19 protein-coding genes are annotated in these 20408 nt (G+C 64.2%); 10 read left to right on the top strand and 9 right to left on the bottom strand.

Annotated elements, in window-relative coordinates; genetic code table 11:
- Positions 1-41 precede the first annotated feature (41 nt).
- From AC0YKC_RS01290 to melA, 4 genes are read left to right on the top strand one after another with little or no spacing between them, the layout of a single operon-like run.
- Positions 42-1049, top strand: coding sequence for an ABC transporter permease (locus tag AC0YKC_RS01290; RefSeq protein ID WP_320294725.1), 1008 nt, complete (start codon positions 42-44; stop codon positions 1047-1049).
- Complete coding sequence (locus AC0YKC_RS01285; RefSeq protein ID WP_320294724.1) at positions 1050-2204, top strand: ABC transporter permease; 1155 nt, start codon at positions 1050-1052, stop codon at positions 2202-2204. It begins immediately after the preceding gene.
- 9 nt (positions 2205-2213) lie between these two features.
- Positions 2214-3884, top strand: coding sequence for an ABC transporter ATP-binding protein (locus AC0YKC_RS01280; protein WP_488509376.1), 1671 nt, complete (start codon positions 2214-2216; stop codon positions 3882-3884).
- A 21-nt stretch (positions 3885-3905) separates the two neighbouring features.
- Positions 3906-5273, top strand: coding sequence for an alpha-galactosidase (gene melA, locus AC0YKC_RS01275; RefSeq protein ID WP_488509374.1), 1368 nt, complete (start codon positions 3906-3908; stop codon positions 5271-5273).
- A gap of 90 nt (positions 5274-5363) precedes the next feature.
- Here the strand turns inward: melA and purD are convergent, their stop codons facing one another.
- Entirely contained in the window at positions 5364-6644 is a 1281-nt protein-coding gene (gene purD, locus AC0YKC_RS01270; RefSeq protein ID WP_488509372.1) for a phosphoribosylamine--glycine ligase, read from the bottom strand.
- A gap of 349 nt (positions 6645-6993) precedes the next feature.
- Entirely contained in the window at positions 6994-7788 is a 795-nt protein-coding gene (locus AC0YKC_RS01265) for a phytanoyl-CoA dioxygenase family protein (protein WP_488509370.1), read from the bottom strand.
- Positions 7789-7939: 151 nt separating this feature from the next.
- Here AC0YKC_RS01265 and AC0YKC_RS01260 point away from each other — a divergent pair, with 151 nt between their 5' ends.
- Both AC0YKC_RS01260 and ubiA read left to right on the top strand, forming a co-directional pair.
- Positions 7940-8851: a LysR family transcriptional regulator gene (locus AC0YKC_RS01260; RefSeq protein WP_488509368.1), complete on the top strand. Its 912-nt coding sequence runs from the start codon at positions 7940-7942 to the stop codon at positions 8849-8851.
- Between the two features lie 51 nt (positions 8852-8902).
- Entirely contained in the window at positions 8903-9886 is a 984-nt protein-coding gene (gene ubiA, locus AC0YKC_RS01255; protein WP_488509615.1) for a 4-hydroxybenzoate octaprenyltransferase, read from the top strand.
- Between the two features lie 165 nt (positions 9887-10051).
- Here the strand turns inward: ubiA and AC0YKC_RS01250 are convergent, their stop codons facing one another.
- The 3 genes from AC0YKC_RS01250 to AC0YKC_RS01240 all read right to left on the bottom strand — a co-directional run bounded on the left by AC0YKC_RS01250 (position 10052) and on the right by AC0YKC_RS01240 (position 13279).
- Positions 10052-10618 (bottom strand): DUF6101 family protein, encoded by a 567-nt coding sequence (locus AC0YKC_RS01250; RefSeq protein ID WP_488509365.1) that lies wholly within the window; start codon positions 10616-10618, stop codon positions 10052-10054.
- Positions 10619-10803: 185 nt separating this feature from the next.
- Positions 10804-12237 (bottom strand): FAD-binding oxidoreductase, encoded by a 1434-nt coding sequence (locus tag AC0YKC_RS01245; protein WP_488509362.1) that lies wholly within the window; start codon positions 12235-12237, stop codon positions 10804-10806.
- Between the two features lie 79 nt (positions 12238-12316).
- Positions 12317-13279: an L-threonylcarbamoyladenylate synthase gene (locus AC0YKC_RS01240; RefSeq protein WP_488509360.1), complete on the bottom strand. Its 963-nt coding sequence runs from the start codon at positions 13277-13279 to the stop codon at positions 12317-12319.
- A 276-nt stretch (positions 13280-13555) separates the two neighbouring features.
- Here AC0YKC_RS01240 and AC0YKC_RS01235 point away from each other — a divergent pair, with 276 nt between their 5' ends.
- The gene (locus AC0YKC_RS01235; protein ID WP_488509358.1) at positions 13556-14047 is read left to right on the top strand and encodes a hypothetical protein; all 492 of its coding nucleotides are present in this window, start codon (positions 13556-13558) and stop codon (positions 14045-14047) included.
- 132 nt (positions 14048-14179) lie between these two features.
- Positions 14180-14569 carry a hypothetical protein gene (locus tag AC0YKC_RS01230; RefSeq protein ID WP_320294715.1) on the top strand — a complete coding sequence of 130 codons (390 nt, stop codon included), beginning with the start codon at positions 14180-14182 and terminating at the stop codon, positions 14567-14569.
- 116 nt (positions 14570-14685) lie between these two features.
- Here AC0YKC_RS01230 and AC0YKC_RS01225 read toward each other — a convergent pair whose 3' ends face one another.
- Together AC0YKC_RS01225 and glyS are read right to left on the bottom strand one after the other, a co-directional pair.
- Entirely contained in the window at positions 14686-15024 is a 339-nt protein-coding gene (locus AC0YKC_RS01225) for an ATPase (RefSeq protein ID WP_488509356.1), read from the bottom strand.
- 221 nt (positions 15025-15245) lie between these two features.
- Positions 15246-17399 (bottom strand): glycine--tRNA ligase subunit beta, encoded by a 2154-nt coding sequence (gene glyS / locus AC0YKC_RS01220; RefSeq protein ID WP_488509354.1) that lies wholly within the window; start codon positions 17397-17399, stop codon positions 15246-15248.
- A 251-nt stretch (positions 17400-17650) separates the two neighbouring features.
- Between glyS and AC0YKC_RS01215 the strand changes: the two genes are divergently transcribed.
- Entirely contained in the window at positions 17651-17833 is a 183-nt protein-coding gene (locus AC0YKC_RS01215; RefSeq protein ID WP_320294712.1) for a hypothetical protein, read from the top strand.
- Here the strand turns inward: AC0YKC_RS01215 and AC0YKC_RS01210 are convergent.
- Positions 17800-18489 (bottom strand): DUF4328 domain-containing protein, encoded by a 690-nt coding sequence (locus AC0YKC_RS01210; protein WP_488509352.1) that lies wholly within the window; start codon positions 18487-18489, stop codon positions 17800-17802. The genes AC0YKC_RS01215 and AC0YKC_RS01210 overlap by 34 nt on opposite strands.
- A gap of 82 nt (positions 18490-18571) precedes the next feature.
- Positions 18572-19495 (bottom strand): glycine--tRNA ligase subunit alpha, encoded by a 924-nt coding sequence (locus AC0YKC_RS01205; protein WP_488509614.1) that lies wholly within the window; start codon positions 19493-19495, stop codon positions 18572-18574.
- A gap of 193 nt (positions 19496-19688) precedes the next feature.
- Here AC0YKC_RS01205 and AC0YKC_RS01200 point away from each other — a divergent pair, with 193 nt between their 5' ends.
- Positions 19689-20150, top strand: a complete 462-nt coding sequence (locus AC0YKC_RS01200) for a GNAT family N-acetyltransferase (RefSeq protein ID WP_488509349.1) — start codon at positions 19689-19691, stop codon at positions 20148-20150.
- Positions 20151-20408: the final 258 nt, after the last annotated feature.

Genomic DNA, 20408 nt, shown 5'->3' with positions numbered 1-20408 from the left:
ACCCGAGGGAGCGACCGGTCAAAAAAGGAAGCGGACCGTCCATGCTGCGATTCCTGCTCATGCGCATAGCGTCGGCGCTTCCGGTCCTCCTCATCCTGAGCCTGGTCACCTTCGCCATCATCCAGGCGCCACCCGGCGACTATGCAGACTACATCCGCTCGCAGTTGATCAACCAGGGCGGCGCGTCCTTCGCCGAAGCCGACGCGCAGGCGCAGGCCTACCGTGTCGAGCACGGCCTCGATAAGCCGCTGCCCGTCCAGTACCTCAACTGGATCGGCGGCATCGTCACGCGCGGCGATTTCGGCTACAGCCTCTACTACAACAAGCCGGTGGCCGATGTGGTGGGCGAGCGCCTGCCGCGCACCTTGCTTCTGGCGCTGGTCTGCCACCTGCTCGCCTCGGTGCTTGGCATCACCTTCGGCATATGGGCGGCGACGCGGCAATATTCCTGGATCGACACGACACTTTCGGCGATCTCGTTCCTCGGCATGACGGTGCCGCGCTTCCTGATGGCGCTGATCATCGTCTATCTCCTGGTCTTCCAGTTCAACGTTTCGGAGATCGGCTCGTTCTTCTCGCCGCAATATGGCGGCGCGCCGTGGTCGTGGGCGAAGTTCGTCGACCTGGTCAAGCATGTCTGGCCGGTGGTGGCGATCGCGACCTTCGGCGGCCTCGCCTACAATATGCGCGTGATGCGCGGCAACCTGCTCGACACGCTCAACGCCCAATATGTCGAGACGGCCAAGGCCAAGGGCCTGACCGGCGGCGCCGTCGTCATGCGGCATGCCGTGCCCAACGCGCTGCATCCGCTGGTGATGTATCAGGGCGTGGTGCTGCCCTATATGCTGACCGGCGAGATCGAAACGGCGATCATCTTCGCACTGCCGACCGTCGGTCCGGCGATCGTCGGTTCGATGGCGGTCGGCGACGTCTATGTCACGGCCACCTTCATGATGGTGCTGTCGGCGACGCTGATTGTCGGCAACATCGTCGCCGACATGCTCCTCGTCCTGCTCGACCCGCGCATTCGCCAGTTCGGGGAGCGCTAGATGCTGGCCCGCGACCCCTCACCGCCGCCCCCATCCCTCACGCCCTTGCCGACCGAAGGCGTCGCGGTGGCCGGACCCGCGCATGGCAACGAGAGCTACATCGCGCTTGTCTGGCGCCGGCTGAAGCGTTCCTGGACCGGCATGGCCGGGCTTTGCCTGGTGGTGCTGCTGCTGGTCATGGCGGTGTTCGCCGAATTCCTGGCGCCGATGGACCCCAAGGCGACTGACGTCGCCTTCGCGCCGCCGCAAGTGCCTGTTTTCCACGACAAGGACGGCAATTTCGTCGCGCGGCCGCGGGTCTATGCGCTGTCCGATTCGGCCGATCTCGATCCGGTCACGTTCCAGCCGATCGTCGGCCCCGACTACGACCATCCAAGGCTGCTCGGCTTCTTCGTCGAGGGTGCTCCCTACAAGCTTCTCGGCCTCATCCCGGCGAACCGGCATTTCTTCGCCTCGATGGACGGCCAGCCGGTGCATTTCCTCGGCACCGACAAGTTCGGCCGCGACGTGCTGTCACGCGCCATCCACGGCTCGCGTGTGTCGCTGATGATCGCGCTGACGGTAGTCTTCATCATCACGGTCATCGGCACCAGCATCGGCATGATCTCCGGCTATTTCGGCGGCAAGTTCGACGTCTGGATGCAGCGCTTCGTCGAGCTTGTGCTTGCCTTCCCGCAACTGCCGCTTTACCTCGCGCTGACGACGCTGATCCCGGTCACCGCGCCGACCAATGTCTTCCTTGGCTTCGTCATCATCGTCATGTCGGCGCTGGGCTGGGCGCAGATGTCGCGCGAGGTGCGCGGCAAGACCCTGGCGCTGGCGCGGATCGACTATGTGCGCGCCGCCATGGCGGTCGGCGCCACCGACCGGCGCATCATCATGCAGCACATCTTCCCCAATGTGATGAGCCACGTGATCGTCGCGGTGACGCTGGCGATCCCGACGGTGGTGCTGCTCGAATCCTTCCTCGGCTTCCTCGGCTTCGCGGTGAAGCCGCCGCTGATCTCGTGGGGGCTGATGCTGCAGGACACCGCGACCTATTCGGTCATCGGCACCTATCCGTGGATCCTGTCGCCAGTCGGCTTCGTGCTGATCACAGTCTTTGCCTTCAACGCGCTGGGCGACGGCCTGCGCGATGCCGTCGATCCCTATTGAGGTGGCCGGATGACGACGATCGCGCTCGCAGACAATTTTGCTCCGGCCGTCCGGTACGACCATGACGTCCGCCACGAGCAACCCATCATCGACGCGCGCAACATCGAGGTCGCCTTCAAGGTCGAGCACGGCACCGTCGAGGCGGTGAAGGACATCTCGTTCCAGCTCTATCGCGGCGAGACGATCGCCATCGTCGGCGAATCCGGCTCCGGCAAGTCGGTGACGGCACGCACGGTCATGGGGCTGTTGTCACGACGGGCGACCGTATCGCCGCGGTCGAGCATCGACTATTGCGGGCAGGACATCCTGAAGTTCGCGGAAAGCGCGCGGCGCAAGCTGCGCGGCAACCGCATCTCGATGATCTTCCAGGAGCCGATGAGCTCGCTCAACCCGATCTACACGGTCGGCAGCCAGATCGTCGAGGCGATCCGGGTGCATCGCAAGATGAGCCGCAGGCAAGCCTGGGCGCGCGCGCTCGAGCTCCTGCGGCATGTCCAGATCCCCGAGCCGGAAGCACGGCTCAAGCAGTATCCGCACCAGCTCTCGGGCGGACAGCGGCAACGCGTGATGATCGCCATGGCCTTGGCCAACGAGCCGGACGTGCTGATCGCCGACGAGCCGACCACGGCGCTCGACGTCACGGTGCAGGCGCAGATCCTGAACCTGATCCGCAACCTGCAAAAAGAGCTGCGGATGGCGGTGATCCTGATCACCCACGACCTCACCGTCGTGCGCAAGTTCTCCGACTATGTCTATGTCATGCAGCATGGCGAGATGTGCGAGCACAACGTCACCGAGCGGCTGTTCGCCGAGCCGCGGCATCCCTATACGCAGCGGCTGCTCGCCTCGGAGCCGCGCGGGCGGCCGCAGCCGCTGCCGCAGGGCAGCGGCACCATCCTCGAGGCGAACGGCGTGCGCGTCTGCTTCATGCTGCGCCACGGGTCATTCCTCAAGCCGGACTGGCGCGAGCTGGTTGCGGTCGACGACCTCGACCTGAAGCTTTGCCGCCACGAAACGCTGGGGCTGGTCGGCGAATCCGGCTCCGGCAAGACCACATTCGGCCAGGCGCTGCTCCGGTTACAGGATGCCAAACGTGGTGAGATCCGCTTCGACGGCCAGCCGATCCAAGGCCTGTCGCGCACCGAAATGCGGCCGCTGCGCTCGCGCATGCAGATCGTCTTCCAGGACCCGTTCTCCTCGCTCAATCCGCGCATGACGATCGGCCAGATCATCGAGGAAGGATTGGTCGTCAACAGGTTGGGCGCGACGCGGCGCGAGCGGAACGACCGCGTGCGCGAGGCGCTGGTCAGCGCCGGCATGCCCGGCAACATCCTGTCGCGCTTTCCGCACGAATTCTCCGGCGGCCAGCGGCAGCGCATCGCGATCGCCCGCGCCATCGCGCTGGAGCCCGAATTCATCCTGCTCGACGAGCCGACTTCGGCGCTCGACCTCTCGGTGCAAGCGCAGATCATCGACCTGTTGCGCAAGCTGCAGGACGAGCGCGGCCTGAGCTACCTGTTCATCTCGCACGACCTCAAGGTGGTGCGGGCGCTGTGCCACCGCGTCATCGTCATGCAGCATGGCAAGATCGTCGAGCAGGGACCTGTCGACGAGGTCCTTTCCAATCCCAAGACCGCCTACACCGAACGGCTCGTCAGGGCCGCCTTCGACGTGGCGTAGCAAAAGTGCCGGAGGCTTACAGTGGCAAGGAATCCCAGGATCACGTTCATCGGCGCCGGCTCGACGGTGTTCATGAAGAACATCGTCGGCGACGTGCTGCAGCGTCCGGCGCTGTCGGGCGCGACGATCGCGCTGATGGACATCAATCCGCAGCGGCTGGAAGAAAGCGCCGTCGTCGTCAACAAGCTGATCGCGACGCTGGGCGTCAAGGCCAAGGCCGAGACCTATTCCGACCAGCGCAAGGCATTGAAAGGCGCCGACTTCGTCGTCGTCGCCTTCCAGATCGGCGGCTATGAGCCCTGCACCGTCACCGACTTCGAGGTGCCTAAGAAATACGGCCTGCGCCAGACGATCGCCGACACGCTCGGCGTCGGCGGCATCATGCGGGGCTTACGAACCGTGCCGCATCTGTGGAAGATCTGCGAGGACATGCTCGCTGTCTGTCCCGAAGCGATCATGCTGCAATATGTGAACCCGATGGCGATCAACACCTGGGCGATCGCCGAGAAATATCCCACGATCAAGCAGGTGGGTCTCTGCCATTCGGTGCAGGGCACGGCGATGGAGCTGGCGCACGACCTCGACCTTCCCTATGACGAGATCCGCTACCGCTCGGCCGGCATCAACCACATGGCGTTCTATCTCAAGTTCGAGCATCGCCAGCCGGACGGCACCTACCGCGACCTCTATCCGGATCTGGTGCGCGCCTATCGCGAGGGCCGTGCGCCGAAGCCCGGCTGGAACCCGCGCTGCCCGAACAAGGTGCGCTACGAGATGCTGACCCGGCTCGGCTATTTCGTCACCGAAAGCTCCGAGCATTTCGCCGAATACACGCCCTATTTCATCAAGGACGGGCGCGGCGACCTGATCGAGAAATACGGCATCCCGCTCGACGAATACCCGAAACGCTGCATCGAGCAGATCGAGCGCTGGAAGGGCCAGGCGGAAGCCTACCGCTCGGCGGAGCGGATCGAAGTCGAGCAATCCAGGGAATACGCCTCCTCGATCATGAACTCGGTATGGACCGGCGAGCCGTCGGTGATCTACGGCAATGTGCGCAACAATGGCTGTATCACCGCGCTGCCTTTCGACTGCGCCGCGGAAGTGCCGTGCCTGGTCGATGCCTCGGGTATCCAGCCCACTTACATCGGCGATCTGCCGCCGCAACTGACGGCGCTGATCCGCACCAACATCAACGTGCAGGAACTGACGGTGCGGGCGCTGATGAGCGAAAACCGCGAGCACATCTACCACGCCGCGATGATGGACCCGCATACGGCGGCCGAGCTCGATCTCGACCAGATCTGGTCACTGGTCGACGATCTGCTTGCCGCGCATGGCGACTGGCTGCCGGCCTGGGCGCGGACAGGCAGAAGCAAGGCGGCTTAGAGCAATTCCAGGAAAAGTGCGTAGCGGCTTTCCGTCCGGAATTGCGTAAAAACAAAGACTTAGAGCGGTTCGGCGATTCCGTGAAACGCTCTAGGCGCCGGCTTTCTCGCGTGCGATGGCCTGCCAGCCGATGTCGTGCCGATAAAAGCCTTGCGGCCAGTCGATATGGTCGATCGCCGCGTAGGCCTTTGCTTGCGCCTCGCCGACCGTGGCGCCGAGCGCGGTGACGTTGAGCACGCGGCCGCCATTGGCGACCAACGCGCCGCCATTGATGGCGGTGCCGGCATGGAAGACCTGGGCGCCCTCGCCTTCCGCCTGATCGAGACCACGGATGACCGAGCCCTTTTCCGGCGTGCCCGGATAGCCCCGCGCCGCCATCACCACGGTCAACGCCGTCTCGTCGCTCCAGCGGATAGACATATGCGCGAGCTGGCCGTCGACGGCGGCGTTGAGCAGGACGAGCAGGTCGTCCTTCAGCCGCATCATCAGCACCTGGCATTCGGGATCGCCGAAGCGGGTGTTGTATTCGATCAGCTTGGGGCCCTGGTCGGTGATCATCAAGCCGGCGAAGAGGATGCCGGCAAAGGACGCGCCGATATCGGCCATGCCGCGCATTGTCGGCTCGATGATCTCGCGCATGGTGCGCTCGGTCATTTCCGGTGTCATCACCGGCGCCGGCGAATAGGCGCCCATGCCGCCGGTGTTCGGCCCGGTATCGCCGTCGCCGACCCGCTTATGGTCCTGCGCGGTGCCGAAGGGCAGCGCGGTGGCGCCGTCGCACAGGCAGAAGAAGCTCGCCTCCTCGCCGGTCAGATATTCCTCGACGACGACCTCAGCGCCGGCGGCGCCGAATGCGCCATCGAAACAGGCCTCCAGCGCGGCGTTCGCCTCGTCCAAAGTCATGGCGATGGTGACGCCCTTGCCGGCGGCGAGCCCGTCGGCCTTGATGACGATCGGCGCGCCCATCTTCCCGACATAGGCCTTTGCCGAGGCGAGGTCGCCGAAGCGGCCATAAGCGGCGGTCGGGATGTCGAACTTGGCGCAGAGATCCTTGGTGAAGCCCTTCGAGCCCTCGAGCCTTGCCGCGGCCTTTGACGGACCGAAGACGCGGACGCCCCAGGCGCGCAGATCATCGGCGATGCCGGCGACCAGCGGGCCTTCCGGGCCGACCACGACCAGGTCGATCTTCTTTTCCTGGCAGAAGGCGGCGACGGCGGAATGGTCGGCGACGTCCAGCTTCACCAGCTCGGCGACACGGCCGATGCCCGGATTGCCGGGCGAGGCATAGAGCTTCGTCAGCAGCGGCGAGGCGGACATCTTCCAGGCGAGCGCATGTTCGCGGCCACCCGAGCCGAGAAGAAGAACATTCATGGCCACCTCTTGCTGATCGTCTCCCTGAACCCGCTATTGGTCCGCGGGCGGCGGGTCAAGGCGTCTTGGCATTTTGGCGGCAATTGCGCACGGGAACATGGGCCTGATCAAGATGTGATGAGACAGGTCCCGCATTCGGTCAGTTCCGCCCCAACCTCGTCATTCTATGGCGGAGCAAGGAGCGAAGCGACGCGGCGCAGACCATAGAATCCATGCCGTGACTTGGAAGCGCCGCTGCAGTGCAGAATTCTGCTCCGTTGCACGCTGTGGCGAAGGTAACGGAATGGATCCTCGGGTCTGCGCGTCCGCTTCGCTACCGCTCCGCCCGTGGATGACGAGGCAGGGCCGTTCAGCTCTGGTAGATGACCGGGAACCAGTCCTCGCGCAGTTTCTGGCCGGGCTTCATGTCGTGCCCCGGATAGGGCGGCGAGGTGCGGCCGGGGCGTTCGACATAATGCGCGTCGTCGCCGACCCAGCGCAGCGACAGCGCGCGGCGCCGCGCCGAAGTCATGTTGCCGCGCGCGCCATGGGCGGTGCGGAAATCGAAGAGGATGGCGTCGCCCGGCTCCATCTCCCATTCCAGAACCTTCATCGAAGGGTCGTTGTCGGGATCGGGCACCGGCAAATAGTCGCCCTCGCCGGCATAGAAATTGGCGTCGTTCAGCCAGCGCACCGGCAGCACCATCTTTTCCCATTTGTGCGAGCCGGCGATCAGCCTCAGCGTCGCCTCCTTCACCGGATCGATCGGAATCCAGAAGCTCACCGTCTGGCTGCCGTCGACGAAGTAATAGGGAATGTCCTGATGCCATGGCGTCGGCTTCTGCGTGCCGGGCTCCTTGACCAGGACGTGATCGTGGAAGAACTGGGCGCTGCGCGACTGCATGACCGCGGCGGCGAGCTCGGCGGCCGGCGATTCGCGCACGATCCTGACGAATTCCGAGATGCGCTCCCAGTTGCAGTAATCGTCGAAGAAGCTGCCCTTGCCGCCGGCGATGTCGGAGGCGGTGGCGCTGCGGTTCTCAATGTTGCGTTCGATGCCGTCGGCGATGACATCGACCCAGTCCTTGAAGGCGCCGCGGATGCAGACAGCGCCGTCGCGCTGGTAATCGGCAATCGTCGAAGCATCGATCTTTGGGCTGGCCATGGCGCTCTGTCTCTCTTTGTTTGACGCAATTCCGGACGGAAAACCGCTGCACACTTTTCCTGGAATTGCTCGCGGTTCGGTGGCCCGACTATCGCAAGCGCCAGACATCGCGTAAAATAATAACTTGTCATCTAGTTTATAGTTTTTTCCTATGAGACTGACGCTCACCCAGTTGCGCTATGTCGTTGCCGTGGCCCGCTATGGCAGCGTGACCGCCGCCGCCTCGGCGCTCAATGTGTCGCAGCCGTCGATCTCGGTGGCGATCGACAATGTCGAGGATGCGCTTGGCCAGAAGCTGTTCGTGCGCCAGCGGGGAAGCGGCGTTGCGCTGACATCCTTCGGCCGCAGGGCCGTCGCCAAGGCAAGGCAGGTGCTTGGCGAGGCGGATGAGCTCGCCGCGCTCGGATCACGCGATGCCGATGTCGGCGGCGAGCTGGTGCTGGGCTGCTTCGAGGACCTGGCGCCCTATTTCGCGCCGGCGCTGATGCGCACCTTCGCCGAGCGCTGCCCGGCCGTCACGGTCGTCATCGGCGACGAGACCTTCGACACGCTGGGGCGGCGCTTGGCCGACAGCGCCGTCGACCTCGGCCTCACCTACGATCTCGGCCTTCCAGGCCATTTCAAGCGCATTCTGCTGCACGAGCTGCGACCGCACGCGCTTCTGCCGGCCGGCCATGCGCTGGCGGACAAGCACGCCGTCAGCCTGGCGGAGCTTGCGCAGTATCCGCTGATCACCACCGACCAGCCGCATAGCTGGCAGCACATGCTGGATCTTTTCCTGAGCCGTGGCCTGTCGCCGATCGCCCGGGCGACGACGAGCTCGTTCGAATTGCAGCGCTCCATGGTGGCCAACGGCTTCGGCGTCGCGGTCAGCTATACAAGGCCCTATGGCGACCGCAGCTATGACGGCCTGCCGCTGGTCTGCAAACCGCTCTCGGATCCGCTGCCAATGCAGCGCATCATCCTGACCCACGACACGCGCCAACGCCTGTCGAAGGCGGCCATGGCCTTCATCGAAATCGCCAAGGCATGGTTTGCCAGTCACGATGTTTTCACTGCTTAAGCGACACTACGGCCGCTTGACGGCGCCCCTTGCTGCTGCCACTCCAGCGTGATGGAACCCGTCCAGTCGAAAGCGATCCAGGGCCGTGTCGCCGACGCGCCGAGCGGCCATTGGGTCTATCGAGTGCTGCCGCGCTGGCTCTGGCCCTATGCGCAGCTCGCGCGCTGGGACCGGCCGATCGGCTGGCAATTGCTGCTCTGGCCCTGCTGGTGGTCGGCGGCACTTGCCGCGGGCGCCTATCCGCGTTCGACCGATCCGCTGCTGACGCTGCTTCCGGCGCCCTGGTACCTGCTGCTTTTCTTCATCGGCGCGGTGGCCATGCGCGGCGCCGGCTGCACCTACAACGACCTCGCCGACGAGGACATCGACAACCAGGTGGAGCGCACCCGCTCGCGGCCGCTGCCCGCCGGCAAGGTGACGCGCCGCCAGGCCTGGACCTTCGTCATCATACAGGCGCTCATCGGGCTTGCCGTGCTGTTGCAGTTCAACAGCTTCGCCATTCCGCTCGGCATCGCCTCGCTGGCGATCGTGGCCGTGTATCCCTTCATGAAGCGCATCACCAACTGGCCGCAATTCGTGCTGGGGCTTGCCTTCTCCTGGGGCGCGCTAATGGGCTGGGCGGTCGAGTTCGGCGACATCGATGACCCGGCCATCATGCTCTATATCGGCTCGATCCTGTGGGTGATCGGCTACGACACGATCTACGCACATCAGGACAAGGAAGACGACGCCATCGTGGGCGTGCGCTCGACGGCGCGGCTGTTCGGCGACAACACCAAGACCTGGCTGGTCGGGCTCTATGGCGGCGCGCTTATCTGCTTCGCCATCGCCTTCGCTTCGGCGCAGGTGCCGGTGGTAGCGCTGGCCGGGCTGATCGCCGCCGGCGCGCATATGGCGCGCCAGATCATCCGGCTCGACATCAACAATCCGGATCAATGCCTGAAACTGTTCAAGTCGAACAACCAGGTCGGCTGGCTGATCTTCCTCGGCCTGATCGGCGGGTCGGTGTGGATATGGCTGAAGCCGCTGGTTTAGCGGGGCGCCTTCCCTTCTCCCCCTGTGGGAGAAGGTGTCGCCGAAGGCGACGGATGAGGGGTGCTCCAGGGAACACCGACGTCTCACTCCGCTGGAGCACCCCTCATCCGTCTCGGCGCTTCGCGCCGATCCACCTTCTCCCGCAAGGGGAGAAGGAAAGCCGCGCTACTCCCGCGCAATAATCTCCTGGCCGTCGACGACGAGCCTCAAGCCCAGATTGCCGGCCTTGCGGCGGGCAAGGAAGCGCGGGCGGCGCATATTGGAGACGCGGCCCTTGCGGCGCTCCTGCGGCGGCAGCGCCTTGATGGCGGCGCCGAGCGATTCTTCCAGTGTGCGGGCAATGCCGTCGGCCTCGATCAGCAGCATCGGCAGGCGATAGGCATCGGCCCAGGCGCGCCAGTCGGCGGCGACGTCGTCGAGGTCGTCGGCGACCAGAAGCGGCACCGACAGCATCGGATCATTGTGCAGCAGTTCCAGCGTCACCGTGACGTTGCCGTCCGGATCCTCCATGGCACGCGCGGCGACGCCGCGGAACGCATTGGGGGGCAGCGCGATGATCGCCGGCACGCCGCTCATCTCCAGCATGCGGCGGATGACGGCGCCGCGCTGGTCGATGGTGAAGGTCACATCGCCATAGTCGTCGCGGGTGGCATAGCTCACCATCTGCGGCAGGCGAAACGGGTCGAGACGCATGTTGCGCCCGGCCCAGACTGGCTTCAGTCCAGTGTTCATCGATGTCTTCCCTGTTATTCCTGAGGGCCGTTTTTCCGGTTCTCTCAGGGCCGGTTTTTCCGGCCTCGTTATGGGAAGAAACATTAGCGCTCGCTTCTTACCGGCGCGCTTAAGAAAGTCGGTTAAATTTTGCTGATCTCAGGGATGGTTATCGGAATGCGACCGGCCACCAGATATGGGAAGGATCAGATAACCTTACCGGGATTCATGATGCCGGCCGGATCGAAGGCAGCCTTCACCCGGCGCATCAAATCGATCGCCATCGGCGGCGCCGTGGCGATCAGTTCGTCGCGCTTCAATTGACCGATGCCGTGCTCGGCCGAGATCGAGCCATGGAAAGAGCGCACGACGTCGTGCACCGCCTTGTTCATGGGGTGGTAGAGGTCGAGGAAAGCCTCGTCCTGCCAGTCCACGGGACGCGAGATGTTGTAGTGCAGATTGCCGTCGCCCATGTGGCCGAAGCAGACCACGCGCGCGCCGGGGCAGACCCCCTCCACCACGCCGGCCGCCTTTTCAATGAACTCCGGGATCGAGGCGATCGGCACCGAGATGTCGTGCTTGATCGAGGCGCCCTCCGGCTTCTGGCATTCGGGCAGCGTCTCGCGGAAATTCCAGAAGGCGTCGCCCTGGGCAAGGCTTGCCGACACCACCGCATCGCCGACGATGCCCTGCTCCAGGCCGGCCGAAAGAATCTCCTCGATCAGCGCCTTGCCGTCTTCTTCGGAACGGCCGGACGAGACCTGCATCAGCACATACCACGGCCAGTCGTCGGCCAGCGGCCGGGTAATGCCTTGCCCGTGCTTGAGCGTGAAGTCGTAGGGCCTCTTGGCGATCAACTCGAAAGCGGTGAGCGAAGCGCCGGCGCGGTCCATTGCCAAGGTGAATAGCGAAAGCGCGTCCTGCGGGGACGACGGCAGGCCGGCAAAGGCGACCTCCCTGCCCTTCGGCTTCGGGAAAAGCTTAAGCACCGCGGCGGTGATGATGCCGAGCGTGCCTTCGGCGCCGACGAAGAGGTTCTTCAGATCGTACCCGGTATTGTCCTTCTTCAATTTGCGCAGGTCGTCGAACACCTCGCCGGTCGGCAGCACGACCTCGACGCCGAGACAGAGCTCGCGCGCATTGCCGTAAGCAAGCACGCCAGTGCCGCCGGCATTGGAGGACAGATTGCCGCCAATCTGACAGGAGCCTTGGGCCGCGAGTGACAGCGGAAACAGCCGGCCGGCGGCGTCGGCCGCTTCCTGCAGCGTCTGCAGGATGACGCCGGCCTCGACCGTGACCGTATTCGACAAGACATCGATCTCGCGGATGCGATTCAGCCGTGACAGCGACAGCACGATGTCGTGGCCGGATTTGTCCGGCACCTGGGCGCCGACCAGCCCGGTGTTGCCGCTCTGCGGCACGACCGGCGTTCCGGTCTCGGTCGCAAGACGCATGATGCGGCTCACTTCCTCGACGCTGCCCGGCCTCAACACCAGGGATGTGCGGCCATGCCAAAGGCCGCGCCGCTCGGTGATGTAAGGCGCGATATCGGCCTGGTCGCGCAGCGCATATTTGTCGCCGACGATGGCCACGAAGCGGTCGATGACGGCGGGATCGAGATCGAAGGGCTGATCGTTCATGATGCAAACCCTAGAGCAATTCCAGGAAAAGTGCGAAACGGTTTTCCGTCCGGAATTGCGTCAAAACAAAGAGATAGGCTCAACCGTTCTTGTCACGCGGCGCGGCGGCGCGGGCAAGCCGGTCGTTGATCGCCTCGCCCAGGCCCTCGAACGGGATGGGCTCGACGGCGATGGTGGCGGCGCCGGCACGGTCGAGCGCCTGCATGAAGGCGAAGAGGTTGCTGGCCGCCTCGCGCAGGTCGCCCGTTTCGGAGAGATTGCGCAACGCAACGGCCCGCTCCCAGCCCGCTGCGCGGTTGCGGCCGAACGCAAGCAAAGCCTCGCCTTGGGCAACGTCCTCGACATTGAGCCGCATCGCGGCGCCTGGCGCGTAATGCGAGGCAAGCATTCCCGGCGCCTCAATGCCGGAAGCGCCGCGCGACAGCTTCGCGCCAGCCACCGCCTCAATCTCCTTGGCGCCGATGCCGCCGGGCCGCAGCAGCCGCAGCTTGCCGTTCTCGACCTTGAGAATAGTCGATTCCAGCCCGACAGGCGTCGCGCCGCCATCGACGACCAGCCTGATCCTGTCGCCGAGATCGGCCGCGACCGCGCCTGCCGTGGTGCCGCTGATCCTTCCGGAGGAATTGGCGCTGGGGGCGGCGAGCGGCCGGCCGAGCCGCGCGATCAGCTCGCCGCCGAACCCGCGCGGCATGCGCAGCGCGATCGTGTCCAGCCCCGCCGTGACCAGCGGATGGATGCCGCTGTCCGCCCTGTGCGGCAACACCAGGGTCAGCGGGCCGGGCCAGAAGGCTTCGGCCAGTCTTGCCGAAAGCGGATCGAAGCCGGCGATACGGTCCGCCATCGCGCGATCGGCGACATGGGCGATCAGCGGGTTGAAGCGCGGCCGGCCCTTGGCCTCGAAAATGCGCGCCACGGCGACGCCATTGGTGGCATCGCCGGCCAGGCCGTAAACCGTCTCGGTCGGGATGGCGACGACGTCGCCGCCTTCGAGCAACGCCAAAGCCCGCTCCAGAGCCTCGCCGATCGCCAGTATCTCAGCCAAATTCGCCACCAGTCCTGATGCATGTTGCCCAAAAGTGTGCAGCGGTTTTGGGACAACAACATGCATGAAACAAAACCTAAAGTGCGTCGATTGAATCCGTTTCAACGCGACGCGCTTTAGACATGCCGGTCCCGTAATACGGCCGCTTGCATCGGGCAAGTGCGGGCATTGGCGATTTATCAATCCCTAAAATGTTAAGTTTCCGCGCAAGCCGGCTTCAATGTGCCGGCTCTAAGGTGCGGGCTTGAGTTGGTTGCGGGCTGGGGAGTTTTTGTGATGCGTTTGCTCGGAGCGTTCGGTATCAGCCTTTTGGCGATGAGCGGCGCGGCACAGGCTTCGTCGATCGTCGTTGTCGGACCCTCGACCTCGACGCCTTCCGTCGTCAGGCTAAATGCGATCGAGGCAACCAAGCTGTCCGCGGCCTCGACGCCGTCGATGATAGCGCTGGGCGATCCCGTGCCCGCCGTCACCGACGAAAAGGTCGCGGCAATTCCCGAGGAGTCCAGGCACCAGCAGGCCCCGATGATCATCCGGGGCGGCATTGTCGGCGGCGCCTTCTCGACGCCGGCGGCGACCGCGTCGGCCAAACCCGCAACACCGACAACCACACCCGCGGCCACGGCGCCGGCAAACGGCACTTCGACGGCGACGCCCGCGAACGGCACCGCGTCCGCTTCGAACGGCAAAACCGGCAACCAGCCCGCCGCGACGGCCAACGCGCAGCCTCCAAATGCGCAGCCGCTGCCGCGCGTCGGCAAGGCAATGTAGATCACACTGCACACCGCCTCGATGTGCTAGGCGCAGTTTGTCGGGACGCAATTCCGAACGGAATTGCCGGTCCGATCTCCGTCATCGGGATATGGCACGATGGGTTGGCGTTTCAAAAAGAAGGGGGATTTCATGACTGTCTCGAAAGCAATGGCCGTTGCCGGGTTGATGGCGGCAATAGCGCTGAGCGCGGGCACGGCGCGGGCCGACGACATGCTCGGCTCTTACACGGCGCGCATTTCCGATCGCGATCATCGCGCCAGCGACGGCTATCCGCTGAGCAGCGCGGCGCAGATGGTGCGGCAGGATCGCGCCAACTGGCACAAGTTCCACCGGCGCGACAGCGACGACCAGGGCGATTCCTGGTTCCGCAGCGATGGTTCGCGCGCCGACCTGCAGCGCATGCTGGAACGTGGCGGCGCCATGAGCAGCGCCACAAGGCGGGCCATCGTCAATGGCGAGCCGTTGATCGAGGTCGACGTCTATCCGGACAGCGTGCGGGTCAGCATAGTGGAAGATTGACGGGTCAATCTTCCTGGAAGATTGACGAGGTCACTCTCGAAGAGTGACAGGGCAAGCCTGACGAAAAGGGGCGACGCATAACGCGCCGCCCCTCATTTCAGACGAGAGGAGACGGCTCAGGCCGCTTCTTCCTTGTCGTCATCGTCGGACTTATCGGCGTCGTCTTCATCGTCGTCGCCATCTTCATCCTCGTCGTCGGACTCATCGTCGCCCGAGGCTTTGGCTTCTTCGTCGGCATCGTCGTCTTCGCCGTCTTCGTCGTCGTCTTCATCCTCGTCGTCGGCCGAGGCAGTGGCCTCCTCGTCGTCGCCTTCTTCCTCATCGTCTTCGGATGGCTCGGCGGATTCGACCGCCGCGGCGGCAGCGTGGTCGAGCAGGTTTTCGGAAGCGGATTCGATGGCCTCGGCGGCGGCCGGGGTCTCTTCAATCAGGTCGATATCGTCAACGGAATTCATGGCATGCCTTCGTGGTTGGGGAACGTCTTTTGTCTGATGCATGTCGTGGTCCCGGAACCGCTGCACACTTCCGGGCGACATGCATCGGTTGTCCCATGCGGAGGTCATCGTCATATGACTGTAAGCCGGCTCCGGCGCATTAAATTTCGTGCGCCGAATTGTCGAGGAATGCCCGCACCCTAGCGGATGCGGGCAAGTTGGAAGGCGCGATTTTCGCGCTATCAGCCGACGATTTTTGAAAAATCCGCGACCTGATCGGTGGCGGTCCGGATGCGGGCAAGCAGCGCCAGACGGTTGGCGCGCACGGCCTGATCCTCATCATTCACGAGAACGCCCTCAAAGAATGAATCAACCGGTTCGCGCAACACGCTAAGCGCCAGCATGGCAGCCGAAAAATCTTCGTTTTGAATCGCTTGGCCGGCTTCCTTCTCGGCCTGATTCACCGCGGCATTGAGCTTCTTTTCCGTTTCCTCTCGGAACAGCGCCGGCTCAACAGTCTCGGCGACCAGTGTTTTCTTCTTCTCCTCGGCGGCCAGGATGTTGGCGGCGCGCTTGGTGCCTGCAAGCAGGTTCCTGCCCTCTTCGGTGTCGAGCAAGGAACCGAGCGCCTCGACGCGGCGCACGATCTGCAGCAGGTCGTCGGACTGCGGCGTGATGACTGCGTCGATCAGATCGTGCCGGGCGCCCTGGTCGCGGAGATAAACCTTCAGGCGGTCGTGGAAGAAGGCAAGGAGGTCGGACGACTGATCCGCGCCGCCTTTGAAGTTTGCAAAGGCCTTGGCGAAAACAGACGTCAGCGCCAGGCGAATCCGGTTCTCGATGAGGATCCTGACCACGCCAAGCGCGGCTCGCCGCAAGGCGAACGGATCCTTCGAGCCGGTGGGCTTTTCATCGATCGCCCAGAAGCCGGTCAGCGTGTCGAGCTTGTCGGCGAGCGCGACGGCAACCGAGACCGGATCGGTCGGCACGCGATCAGACGGGCCTTGCGGCTTGTAGTGCTCCTCCGCGGCGGCCGCGACCGACGGATGCTCGCCCTGCAGCAGCGCATATTTGCGGCCCATTGCGCCCTGAAGTTCGGGGAACTCGCCAACCACCTCGGTCTGCAGGTCAGCCTTGGCGAGCACGGCGGCGCGGGCGACCAATGCGGTATCGGCACCGACGACAGGCGCAAGCCCTCGCGCCAGCTGCTTGATGCGCTCCACACGCGCACCTTGCGTGCCGAGTTTGGCATGGAAGGTGACGTTGAGATGATCGAGGCGTGCCATGCGCTGGTCGAGCGGCTTCTTCAGGTCGAGGCCGAACTTCGCCGCCGACTCTTGCAGCGTGCCGAGGTCCGGCAGATCGCCCTGGTCGGTCTTCCAGAAATAAAGCGCGTCGGACAGGCGCGCGCGCACCACCTTGCCGTTACCGCGCGCGATCTCCTTGCCGCCGTCGCTCGCCTCGATGTTGGCGACCGGGATGAAGCGGTTCGACAGGTCCTCGGCCGCGCCCTGCGGCCGGGTGACGAAGCATTTCTGGTTGGCGCGGATGGTGAGGCGGATGACTTCGCCCGGAATGGTGAGGAAGTCCTGCTCGAACTCGCCCATCAGCACGACCGGCCATTCGACCAGGCCGGAGACTTCCTCCAGCAGGCCCTCGTCCTCGACCAGGTCGAGGCCGTTGGCGAAGGCGATGTTGCGGGCATCGGCCAGGATGATTTCCTTGCGCCGGTCGGCGTCGAGCACGACCTTGGCCGCCTCGAGCTTCGACACATAGTCGTCGAAGCGGCGCACGGTGATGGCGCCCGGCGCGTGGAAGCGGTGGCCATAGGTGACGTTGCCGGCGCGGATGCCGTCGATCTCGAAATCGACCACCACCGGCTCCTCGGTCTCCGGGCCAAAAGTGCAGACGATCGACTGCAGCGGCCGCACCCAGCGCAGCGAGCCGGGTTTTGCCGAGGCCGGCCCCCAGCGCATCGATTTCGGCCAGGGGAAGGCGCGAATGATGCCCGGCACCAGTTCGGCGATGATCTCCTCGGCCGCCCTGCCCGGCTTCGCGATATGGGCGACGTAGAAGTCGCCCTTCTTCGGGTCGGAATGGACATGCGCCTCGGCGATCGACGAAAGCCCGGCCTTGCGCAGGAAACCCTGCACCGCCTGCTCGGGCGCCGTGGTCGAGGGACCCTTGATCTCCTCGCGGATGTCCTTGGAGCGCGCCGTCAGCCCGCGGATGTCGAGCGCCAGGCGCCGCGGCGTCCAGTATTCGCGCGCCGCTTCATAGGTCAGGCCCGCCTCGACCAGACCGTCGGTCAGCATCTTCCTGAGGTCGCCCGCAGCCTTGCGCTGCATGCGGGCGGGAATCTCTTCCGAGCGAAGTTCTAGCAATAGGTCAGGCATGATTTGGCTCCCACCCTCCCCTTGATGGGGAGGGCCGGCGCGTCAGCGCCGTAACGAATGGGCGGGAAATAGCAACTCGGCCGGCCGCTGTCACCCCGCTAGCGGATCGCCTCTTCAAGCGATTTCACGGAATTTTCAAGCCGCTGTCGGGACGCAACGAGGTCGATCGTCCTTGGAGCAGAACTTCCCATGAACCAAACGCTGCGCTGAAGCGACACACGCTCAGGCAGAGACCTATTGGCTGAACGACAATGAAGACGGCATCGAGAACCCTGCAGATCCTGGCGCTCAGCGCCTGCTTCGCCGCCCAGATGCACGGCGTGATCACGATGCCGGGGGTGAGGCAGGCCATGCGCACGATCGATGGCTCGAGCGGCCAGAATATCCTGGCTGCGGTGACCTATGCTGTTTCAGGCAAGCCGGCGCTGTCCTGAGGCATTGCGGGAGCGGCGGCGGGCCAGGCGGTTTGCCGCCGATAAATCTCCTTCACGACTTCCAGGAAAAGCAGGCTCAGCACAACGCTGGCGACATCGGAGACGGCAGTCGCAATCGAGGCGTTCTTCAGTTCCGGAATTTCCCGCGCTTTCATGGAGAGCCTGAAGGAGACCCGGCCGAGCGCGTTGGCCACCAGCCAGGCGGCCCACCAGCCCTGAAGCGTTCCGGATGTTCCGGCCGATTTCCAGTCGGGAGACCCACTGCTTGCCCGCCAAATCTCCAACATCGCCTGATAGGGCTTCCAAAGGTTGGCGATAGGGATGAAATACCAGCCGATCGCCCAGCCGGGGGTGAACTCCATGTCACGGGCGCCAAGCGCCCTGGCGTTCTTGTTGGCCAGTCTGATCCAGCCGAGAATGACAATCGCCTGCGCGAGATAGAGAACGAGCTGGACGATGCCTATCGCCCCCTGCCGGCTGTCGTTCCGATTGGCCGCGGCGGTGACATCGTAATCATAGGTGCCGGCTTCGATATCGCTCAGCAGCCAGATCTCCGACAGACCTGAAAGTACGGCGATCACGTCGACGGCGATGCCGATCCACAGCAGCCTGACGACCCAGCTCGTACTTGTCGAAAAATTCTTGAGAATGCCCACGCTGCCTGTTCCCCCCTTGGCAAGTTACCGCAACCTAAGCGGGAACAAAAAGAGAATCAAGCGGGAAAGCTGTAGTCTTCCCTTAAGCCGCCGCCAGCCCGCCAGCCCGCGTCTTCAGAAACGCCTCGCCGCAAGCCTTGGCCAGATTGCGCACCCGCAGGATGTAGCTTTGCCGCTCGGTGACCGAGATCACGCCGCGCGCGTCGAGCAGGTTGAAGACATGGCTTGCCTTGATGCACTGGTCGTAGGCCGGAAAGACCATGCGGTGCATCGCCAGATTGTCGCTCGGCTTGGGCGTGCCGGCATCGAGCAGCGCCTTGCACTCGGCCTCGGCATCCTCGAAGTGCCTGAGCAGCATCGCGGTGTTGGCGAATTCGAAGTTGTGGCGCGAATATTCCTGCTCGGCCTGCAGGAAGACATCGCCATAAGTGACCTTCTGGGCGCCCTCGCGGCCGTTGAAGTTCAGGTCGTAGACATTGTCGACGCCTTGCACATACATGGCCAGGCGCTCCAGCCCGTAGGTCAGCTCGCCCGCCACGGGCGCGCATTCGATGCCGCAGACCTGCTGGAAATAGGTGAACTGCGAGACTTCCATGCCGTCGCACCAGCACTCCCAGCCAAGCCCCCAGGCGCCCAGCGTCGGGCTTTCCCAGTCGTCTTCGACGAAGCGGATGTCATGCAGCAATGGATCGATGCCGATCGCCGCGAGCGAGCCGAGATAGAGCTCCTGCAGGTTCGGCGGATTGGGCTTCAGGATCACCTGGTACTGGTAATAATGCTGCAGGCGGTTGGGGTTCTCGCCATAGCGACCGTCCTTCGGCCGGCGCGACGGCTGGACATAAGCGGCGTTCCAGCGCAACGGGCCAAGCGCGCGCAAGGTGGTGGCCGGATGGAAGGTGCCGGCGCCGACTTCCATGTCGTAGGGCTGCAGGATGAGGCAACCATAGTCCGCCCAGTAATTGTGCAAGGTCAGGATCAGCCCCTGGAAAGAGCGGCTGGGATGCATATGGGCAGGGATCTCGATGGTCACGGCGGCCTCGGAAAGCGCAGGATGACGCTTCCCTAGTTGCCGGGCCGGCAAGCGTCAAGGCAGCGCCCCGCATCCGACAAGGTTGAACGCTTTGCGTGCGGCTGGCCCATTGCCGGCGAACGGCGGCGATCCTTTGCTCCGCCCGAGCTTTAACGACAAAGGTTTCGCTATGTCCGGTCAACTTACCGTCCGACCCGTCACGAGGCAGGATTACGAGCAGTGGCTGCCGCTCTGGGACGGGTATAACGCGTTTTACGGGCGCTCCGGCCCGACGGCGCTTGCCGGCGAGATCACTCAGATGACCTGGTCGCGCTTCTTCGACGCCTATGAGCCCATGCATGCGCTGGTGGCCGAGCGCGAGGGCAAGCTGCTTGGCCTCGTCCACTATCTCTACCACCGCTCGACGACGTCGATCGCGCCGAGCTGCTACCTGCAGGATCTCTTCACCACTGAGGCGGCGCGCGGCCAGGGCGTCGGCCGGGCGCTGATCGAAGGCGTCTACGAACGCGCAAGGCAAGCGGGTGCAAACCGCGTCTACTGGCTGACGCATGAGACGAACCACACCGCCATGCAGCTCTACGACAAGGTCGGCGAGAAGTCCGGGTTCGTCGTCTACAGAAAGATGTTCTAGTTCCTCGACACAGGGATTTGAAAGGTCGCCCTTGTCCTGGGGCAAGATTTTCCGTTGATTTCCGTGAAATCAGCACAAACACCGGGGATTGGTTGAAGCCGCCCCGACGTCGTCATTCTATGGCGAAGCAAGGAGCGAAGCGAGGCGGCGCAGACCATAGAACCCATGCCGTGACTTGGATGCGCCGCCACGGTGCAGAATTTTGCTCCGTTGCACGCCTTGGCGAACGTAACGGCATGGATTCCAGGGTCTTCGCGA

It is taken from the genome of Mesorhizobium sp. CNPSo 4661, from assembly GCF_057784215.1.
This window is presented reverse-complemented; position numbering and strand designations above follow the sequence as displayed.